Source organism: Desulfosarcina cetonica JCM 12296, assembly GCF_001311845.1.
GTDB lineage: Bacteria > Desulfobacterota > Desulfobacteria > Desulfobacterales > Desulfosarcinaceae > Desulfosarcina > Desulfosarcina cetonica.
This window is the reverse complement of record NZ_BBCC01000253.1, coordinates 1-7,352: the sequence shown is the minus strand read 5'-3', so window position 1 is coordinate 7,352 and position 7,352 is coordinate 1. Positions and strand designations below refer to the sequence as shown.

General features: G+C 58.4%; 8 protein-coding genes and 1 pseudogene. 6 read left to right on the top strand and 3 right to left on the bottom strand.

Annotation, left to right across the window (positions count from 1 at the left end):
• Positions 1-29: 29 nt before the first annotated feature.
• The 6 genes from pgk to JCM12296_RS40530 all read left to right on the top strand — a co-directional run bounded on the left by pgk (position 30) and on the right by JCM12296_RS40530 (position 3,357).
• A complete protein-coding gene (pgk, locus tag JCM12296_RS37350) occupies positions 30-167 on the top strand; it encodes a phosphoglycerate kinase (RefSeq protein WP_281492218.1) in 138 nt (45 codons plus the stop codon).
• A 33-nt stretch (positions 168-200) separates the two neighbouring features.
• The gene (locus JCM12296_RS30885) at positions 201-938 is read left to right on the top strand and encodes a TVP38/TMEM64 family protein (RefSeq protein ID WP_054701113.1); all 738 of its coding nucleotides are present in this window, start codon (positions 201-203) and stop codon (positions 936-938) included.
• Between the two features lie 94 nt (positions 939-1,032).
• Positions 1,033-2,082 (top strand): hypothetical protein, encoded by a 1,050-nt coding sequence (locus JCM12296_RS30880; protein WP_054701110.1) that lies wholly within the window; start codon positions 1,033-1,035, stop codon positions 2,080-2,082.
• Between the two features lie 161 nt (positions 2,083-2,243).
• Positions 2,244-2,507: a hypothetical protein gene (locus tag JCM12296_RS30875; RefSeq protein WP_157068049.1), complete on the top strand. Its 264-nt coding sequence runs from the start codon at positions 2,244-2,246 to the stop codon at positions 2,505-2,507.
• Positions 2,508-2,593: 86 nt separating this feature from the next.
• Entirely contained in the window at positions 2,594-2,911 is a 318-nt protein-coding gene (locus JCM12296_RS30870; protein WP_054701104.1) for a YhbY family RNA-binding protein, read from the top strand.
• Positions 2,912-3,186: 275 nt separating this feature from the next.
• Complete coding sequence (locus JCM12296_RS40530; RefSeq protein ID WP_172684198.1) at positions 3,187-3,357, top strand: DUF8180 domain-containing protein; 171 nt, start codon at positions 3,187-3,189, stop codon at positions 3,355-3,357.
• A gap of 51 nt (positions 3,358-3,408) precedes the next feature.
• Here the strand turns inward: JCM12296_RS40530 and JCM12296_RS30865 are convergent, their stop codons facing one another.
• The 3 genes and pseudogenes from JCM12296_RS30865 to JCM12296_RS40525 form a co-directional block, all read right to left on the bottom strand.
• Positions 3,409-5,646 (bottom strand): transglycosylase domain-containing protein, encoded by a 2,238-nt coding sequence (locus tag JCM12296_RS30865; protein WP_054701101.1) that lies wholly within the window; start codon positions 5,644-5,646, stop codon positions 3,409-3,411.
• Positions 5,643-6,580: pseudogene (locus JCM12296_RS51650) on the bottom strand (disk-shape morphogenesis protein volactin). The gene JCM12296_RS30865 and the pseudogene JCM12296_RS51650 overlap by 4 nt, the downstream one beginning before the upstream one ends.
• 412 nt (positions 6,581-6,992) lie before the next feature.
• Positions 6,993-7,352: pterin-binding domain-containing protein (locus JCM12296_RS40525; RefSeq protein WP_479690890.1), on the bottom strand; the 360-nt coding region annotated here is incomplete at its 5' end.

Genomic DNA, 7,352 nt, shown 5'->3' with positions numbered 1-7,352 from the left:
CCAAAGGGGCGCCGTCACGGTGATCGGCGGTGGGGACTCGGCCGGCGGCCGTGGAGAAGGCGGGGCTGGCCGAGCGCATGACCCATATCTCGACCGGCGGGGGGGCCTCCCTGGAATTTTTGGAAGGTAAGATCCTGCCCGGCGTGGCCGCCCTGACCGACCGCTGATGCCGGGTATTCCGTCCAGGGGCTTTTTGCAACATGGTGCCAGGTGAGAACGTGGAGCGCCGGCTGACCCGATGGCGCTGGTGGCTGGTGGCCGGCGTCATGATCGCCGGCGGGGTTGTTTTTTTACGCTTTCGCCATGAAATCGCCACCGGGTTGATGACGGCCTATCACTGGCTTACCGATCGCGATCAGATCGCCCGCGTGGTCGGTACCTTCGGCCGCGGCGCGCCCCTGGCGTTCATGGCCCTGCAAGTGATTCAGGTGGTCCTCGCCCCCATTCCGGGCGAGGCCACCGGATTCATCGGCGGATATCTCTTCGGCACGATAAGCGGATTTCTCTACTCCAGCCTGGCGCTGGCCGTGGGATCCTGGATCAATTTCATCATCGGCCGCTATCTTGGCAAACGCTTCGTGCGGCGCTGGATTCCGTCGGACAAGCTGGCGCGCTTCGACCATCTCCTCAAGCGGCAGGGCATCATCGTTCTTTTGATCCTCTTCATCTTTCCCGGGTTTCCCAAGGACTACCTCTGTCTCTTTCTGGGAATCACTGCGATCCCCCTCAAAGCCTTCATGCTGATCGCCGCGTTGGGCAGGATGCCCGGTACCCTGATGCTGAGTCTTCAGGGACAATTCCTGTACCAAAAAAACTACGTGGTTTTTGCCATCGTTTTGGCGGTGACGGGGGTGGTCGCGTGGCTGAGCATTCGATACCGGGAACGGATTTATGGCTGGATGGAAAAACTCAATGGAAAAACCATGGGTGATCGTTGACCCCTTTTCACAATCATGTTAATTAAAGAAAAACAGTACGATCCGCGTTTTCTTACCCAACTTCCAAGTAATCCTCCAGCCGAGGGGAGTTCCGGTGGCCTTTTGGAGCGTCAGAGAAGAACTGAGCCAGTTCAATCGCCTGCGCCGATCCTATTACGAACTGTTCAGGGACGAATTGGACCAGTTCATGCTGGATTATGCCCTGATCCAGTCCTATCAACAGTTTGCCGAACGTAAGCTTCCCTATCCGTTCATTGAAAAACGGGAGCTCAAACCCCGCGCGAGAATTCCCGGAATCGAATACGAGTGCCAGAAAACCTTTCTGGTGATTTTTGTCGAGGATGTCATCCCGGCGATTCATAAAAAGTATATCCGTTTCTTCGATGTCAACCGGCCCACGAAGACCAACCTGCTGGAATCCAAGGCCTTGCCGTTGCCGGAAAAGTTTGACCGGACCCATAAATATCTGGACTCGGTCCACTTCTATGACTTCATGAACGTGCTTCTGCCGGTGGATTACGCCTTGCTCATCCAGCGTGATCCGTCCAGCCATGTGAGTAACCGATACAGCCTGACCCACTATCATGTGAGAATTGACTGGCCCATCGCCGACGCGGCCGAAGACCTGGCCCAGAACCTGAGGTATATTTCCAAGGACCTGTATGAGAAGGGTGACAAGTATGCCGAGCTGGTTCAACGCAAACTCTTTGAGTACTACGGCATGCCGTTTATGATCGGCGGGCGGCGGACCGCGGCCATGGTGGCGGCCCAGTATCTCAAGCGAATTCCCTGCATTGCCACGGTCTATGCCGGAAGCAGCGAATCCCGTGCGCTCTTCCGAATATCCGAGCGCGGCGTATCCAAGGCCGCTTTGATGCGCTTTACCAATGATGAAATCCGCCAGATGGCCGAAAACCAGAAAATGCCCCTGCGGTCCTTCCGGAAAAACTATGTGGTTGCCGACAAGGGGCGGGACAACGTCTGTATCTTCCAGGCCTCCTACGCCTATACGGCCCATTCCCGTCCGCCGGAAGACAACAAGCTCCGTGAGATCAACCCGGATGTCAACTGGCTGACCGTTGGGGCCGAACACCTGCTTCCAAAACCGGGGGTCAAGAAGTACCCCCCATCAACCTCAACCTGATTTACACCTGACCGTTTAGACATTCATATCGGCCCACGCGTTGGATTGCGGTGCCTGCCGACAGGCGTCGGCGGATGGTTCAAATCCCCGGATGGGCCAACCCGCTCAGCCCCGGCCGTTCACGAAGGGACCTTTCCGACGACAGGATGAAAAGGAATCCCATGGATAAATTGATTCAGCATTTGAAAAAAGAGTGGAAGGTTTATGCCATGGCCATCTGGATGGCCGGTATAACCGTTTACCTGGTCTGTCTGCAGAACCGGATCGAGATGCTTCAGAATACCTGTTTGAAGATTCATTCCATCGTGGACGCCACGGAAAACATTCTGATCAGTACGGACAGCAACGTCGCTCAAACCAAAAAACAGATCGATGAAATGATGCCTAAAATAGACAATGTCCACGCCCGTGTCATGCGGCGTTAGATCGTGTCCACCCGTAAATGACCCATTCGCCCGATATCTTCGTTGCACGCGTTTTTCTGAACGAACACTGTATAAGGAGGCAATCCATGGAGCGGTTGCAGGGATTTCAAAAGCGATATCTTCGGGGACTGGCCCATGGCCTCAAACCGGTGGTGTATGTCGGCCAGAGAGGACTGACGCCTGCTTTGGTTGGTGCCATGAACGCAGCCTTGGATCACCATGAACTGGTTAAAGTCAAGTTCATCGAATTCAAAGAGAAGGAGAAGAAGCAAGCCATGGTGGCGGAGATCGAGAAAACGGTCAGCTGCGAGATGATCGGACTGATCGGCCATATGGCGACCTTTTTCAGGCGGCAGGCGGATCCGGAGAAACGCAAGATCGATTTGCCCCGGCGGGCGTCATGAGGATTTCGGATGGCTTGAGGCGACCGCTGACGGTTGACTTCAATCCGCAACAGGCATAGATTGAGACGTCGCTTTTTAGGAATCCTTCATCCATGCAACGCCACGCCGTTGGAACCCCCCGATAGAGGAGTCTATTGATGACACATCACCACGATCATGGACACGATCACGATCATGAGCATAGCCACGACCACGGCCACGATCATCACCATCACCACGGCCATACCCACAGTCATGATGCACCACTGTCATTTTCGCAAAAACTGGAAAAGCTGTTGACCCACTGGATTCAGCACAACGATCATCATGTTGAGGATTACCGTCAGTGGGCCGAGGAGGCCGGGAAAAACGACCAGGCCGCCGTGGCCGAACTTCTCAAGGCGGCTGCGGAACTGACCGAAACGGTCACCCAACGCTTCCGCGAGGCCCGCGGACAGATCAAATAAGCATCTTTTTCTATGATGTTTCGCCGTCCGGAATGGGGCTGCCCATGACCATCATCCAGATGGGCAGGGCGCTGTTGCCACCGGTGGCGGAACGGCCGATGGGGGTGTTGTCGTCCCGGCCCACCCAGACGCCGGTGACAACGCGCTCGTCAAATCCGATGAAGAGGCGTCGCTGCTGCTGTTGGTGGTCCCGGTCTTGCCGTAGACAACGCGGTCCAGGGCCCTGGCGCGTCTGCCGGTGCCCTCGGTGATCACGCTGCGCAACATGGCCTTAAGGGACGCCAGGACCTCGGGGTTGATCACCTGCTCGCGCTGGAGCGTCGGCTCGATCATGATGGACCGGTCCTTGTCGATGATGCGGTCGATACACACCGGCTCGACCCGATACCCGCTGGCCATGGCCGCATAGGCCCTGACCAGCTCCAGCAGGGTGATCTCGGAGGCCCCCAACACCGACGGGTAGACGCGATGGATATCGCTCTGGACGCCCAGTCGATGGGCCGTGGCGATGATCGTATCGATGCCCACCTGTTTGGCCAGATTGACCGTGGCGGCGTTCATGGATCGGCTCAGGGCCTTTTCCAGGGTGACCAGTCCGTGATAGCGGTCATGGTAGTTGCGCGGCGACCAGCGCTGGTGGGTCCCGTCGACGCCGTAGACCCGTCGGACGTCTTCGATCAGGCTTTGGGGATTGTACCCCTGTTCCAGGGCCGTGAGATAGACGAAGGGCTTGAACGCCGATCCGGGCTGGCGTTTGGCCAGCGTCGCCCGGTTGAATTGGGAAGACCAGAAATCCGTTCCCCCCACCATGGCCCGGATTCGTCCGCTATCCACCTCCATGCTGATCACCGCGGCCTGAATGGATGCTTTGCCGGGATAGCGCCGGTTTAAATCTTTGATGCCGGCCGCCACGGCTTTCTCGGCCCGTTCCTGGAAGCGATGATCGAGGGTGGTGTAGATGGACAATCCCGAGGTATAAAGCCGCTCGCCGATACGGTCCTCCAGGATCTGCCGGCAGTGGGCGACGAAATAAGGGGCGTTGTACTCGCGGCTGGAATGGCTTCCGCGAACCGGCAGCGGCGTCTGAAGGGCCGCCTGATACTGCATCTCATCAATAAACCCGACTTCCCGCATGCGGCTGAGGACCTGGCCTCGGCGAACCCGTGCGGCCGTTGCATTGGTAAACGGCGAATAGGCGGATGGCGCTTTGAGCATGCCGGCCAAAAGGGCCGCTTCGGAGATGTTCAGCTGGGTGGCCGGTTTGTCGAAATAGGTATGGCTGGCCATGTCGATCCCGTAGGCCCGGGCGCCGAAATAGGCCTTGTTCAGGTACATCTCGAGGATTTCGTGCTTGTCGTAAAGCTGTTCGATCTTCAAGGCCAAAAGGACCTCACGTACCTTGCGGGAGATGGTTTTTTCCGGCGTCAGAAAGATCATCTTGACCAGTTGCTGGGTGATGGTGCTGGCCCCCTGATTCATGGTTCCGGCCTTCAGATCGGCGGCCAGGGCACCCGCGATGCGAATCGGGTCGACGCCACTGTGTTTGAAATAGCGTGTGTCCTCGATAGCCAAAACGGCCTGGGTAACGGCCTCCGGAAGCAGCCGGTAAGGGATCAGGGTTCGGCGCTCGATAAAGAATTCCGTCAGGCGGCGGTTGTCATCGCTATACATCACCGATCCCCGGTACGGCCGGTAATCGGCAAGGATATCCACATCCGGCAGCGACGAAAAACACCACAGCACATAGCCGCCGGTCAGTCCGACCGTCAGCGTGAGCATGATTGCGGCGAAGCGCATCAAAGGACCGGAAAACAGCCGTTTTAACAGGGACGGTTGCTTGATTTTCTTCCTGGACGGCGGGATCACGGGAATCGGGAGCGGTTCGTCGGTGCGCCGAATCGCGGGCGGCGCCATGGCGGCGGCGTGCAATTCTCCCCTCAGGGCCTCCAAGACCAGCGTCAGGATGTACCGGGGATCCACGGGGGCCAGGACACATACCTCTTCCACCCCGGCCGACTCCCGCACCATGGCCGCATCCGGCGCATCCACCAGGGTGATCAAGAGCGCGTCCATCGTCCGACCGGCCAACCGACCGCGAAAGGTCAGGTCCGCCGGTAGGGTGCTGATCAGATCCAGAATGACGATGGGGGCCGGAATGCCTTCCAGGGCTTTTTCCATTTCCCATGTCCCGCTGCAGTATCTGGCCTGAATCCCGTGGGTCGCCAAGGTCTTGTGGATAATGCGCCCACGAACCGCGTTGGGTCCGTAGATGAAGATCTCACGCTTCATGATGCCGCATCCTGATTGATGAGGTGCTTCAAGGCGCCATTGGCCGTGGCCATCAGCGGGTCGCTGGCCAGGCAGACATCGCTGACGCCAACCGGCAGGCGGATCTCGCCGAGCGCCTTTCTGAACGCATCCAGGCTGCCGGGAACCATGACCGTACCACCGCTGAGCACCATGGGGAGGGATTCCGGCAAACAACTGATATTCTCACAGGAATTGAGCTGCTTTTCAAGGCTGAGGCACAAGCGTTTGAAGAGATCGGCGTAATAGATCTGCAGGGCGGTTTCGATTGGGTCGGCTGGCGGACGATTCAAGTCCAGGCTGCGTTCCTTGACGGCCTTCACCCGGGAGGCCGGCCGTTCGATGGCCTGGGCGCTCATGGCGTCGATGGTGTCGCCGCCGAATTGAATGCTGTACGCGGCCACGGGAATACCTATGTAGGCGAGGCAGATATTGCACATCCCCCACCCATGCTGATGCCAATTCCCGAGCCGTCCGTGCTGGACAACTCCGCCAGAATCACCGCCAGGCCTTCATTGACCGGTTCTGCCTGGTAGCCCATCCGTTCCAGGCACATGCGGATCATGGCCTCGTGATAGACCACCGCTCCGTTGCGGCCCTGGGGCTCGCCGGGAATACTGAAGCCAACGCGGGTGCCGCCGGGACCGGGGGGCGGCAGGAGTTCCTTGAGCATATGTTCCAGGATCAGCATGCCATCCTGCTCCCGGGGGTTGATCAATCCGCCGGCAATCGGCCGGCGCGTGTTGCGGCCGAAACTCCGGGCGATGGTTTCGGCCGCTTCGCCGGTCATGTACAGAACCTCATTGCGTTGGATGAATCCCATCTGCTTGCGTACAAGGATCTCCTTGACGGCCGGATTGAAGGGGACCGTGAAAAAGGCATTGGCCTGTCGACGCAACGGGCGCGCATGATCCATCGGCAGGCTGACGGCGATGTTCACCGTGCCCACATCGAGCCCCATCGCCGGTATGGCGGTGTTGACCTCCGCCGTCGGCGTTGTCCCTTGAGCTGTGGGGATGGCGCCGTTTCTTTGTTTTTTTTTCATGAAGTGGCCTTCCTATCCGGAATGAAACCGTCATCCAAGGAGTCCCGCATGGACCGCTGGATCCTGAGGGGAATGGATGATCCGTTTTTTCCGTTCCAGGGGATCGTCTGACACAAAGTACTTATCGGAGGGAAGATGGGGAGCTTGAGGGAAAAAGAGAACGCCGGAGGGTCAGCCAGGCCGGCTGCGATCGGCCGTCGGATCAACGCGCACTATGGGGTTAACCAGTTGATTTTAAAATTGTTAAGCGTAATTTGTCCATGCGGTCCGGCAGTTGGAACGATCACTGCCAGGTGAAGATCGCCGAACCACAGATCCGGCGGCAGGCCTTGGCGATTCCCAGAACGGCCGGATCCAGCACGTTCATCAGCAGCATGCTGGTTCCTGCAGCGGCCAGCATGGGCAGAAAGGCGGATTGATAGCGACGCCGCAGGTCGTTGTCGGGCGCTCCGGTGGTCAGGTTGGAGAGGCCGGCAATGGTTTTTACCGGAAAGCCCAATAGATCGGGTAGGGTTCGGATGACCTCCAGCACGGCCATGTTCTGGCGGTTGCCCTCCTGCCAGGCCAGGGGGGCCACGATGGGATCGAATATCAGCCGGCCGGGGTCGATGCCGGCGGCCTGGCATTCGCCGAAAAGGGCCAC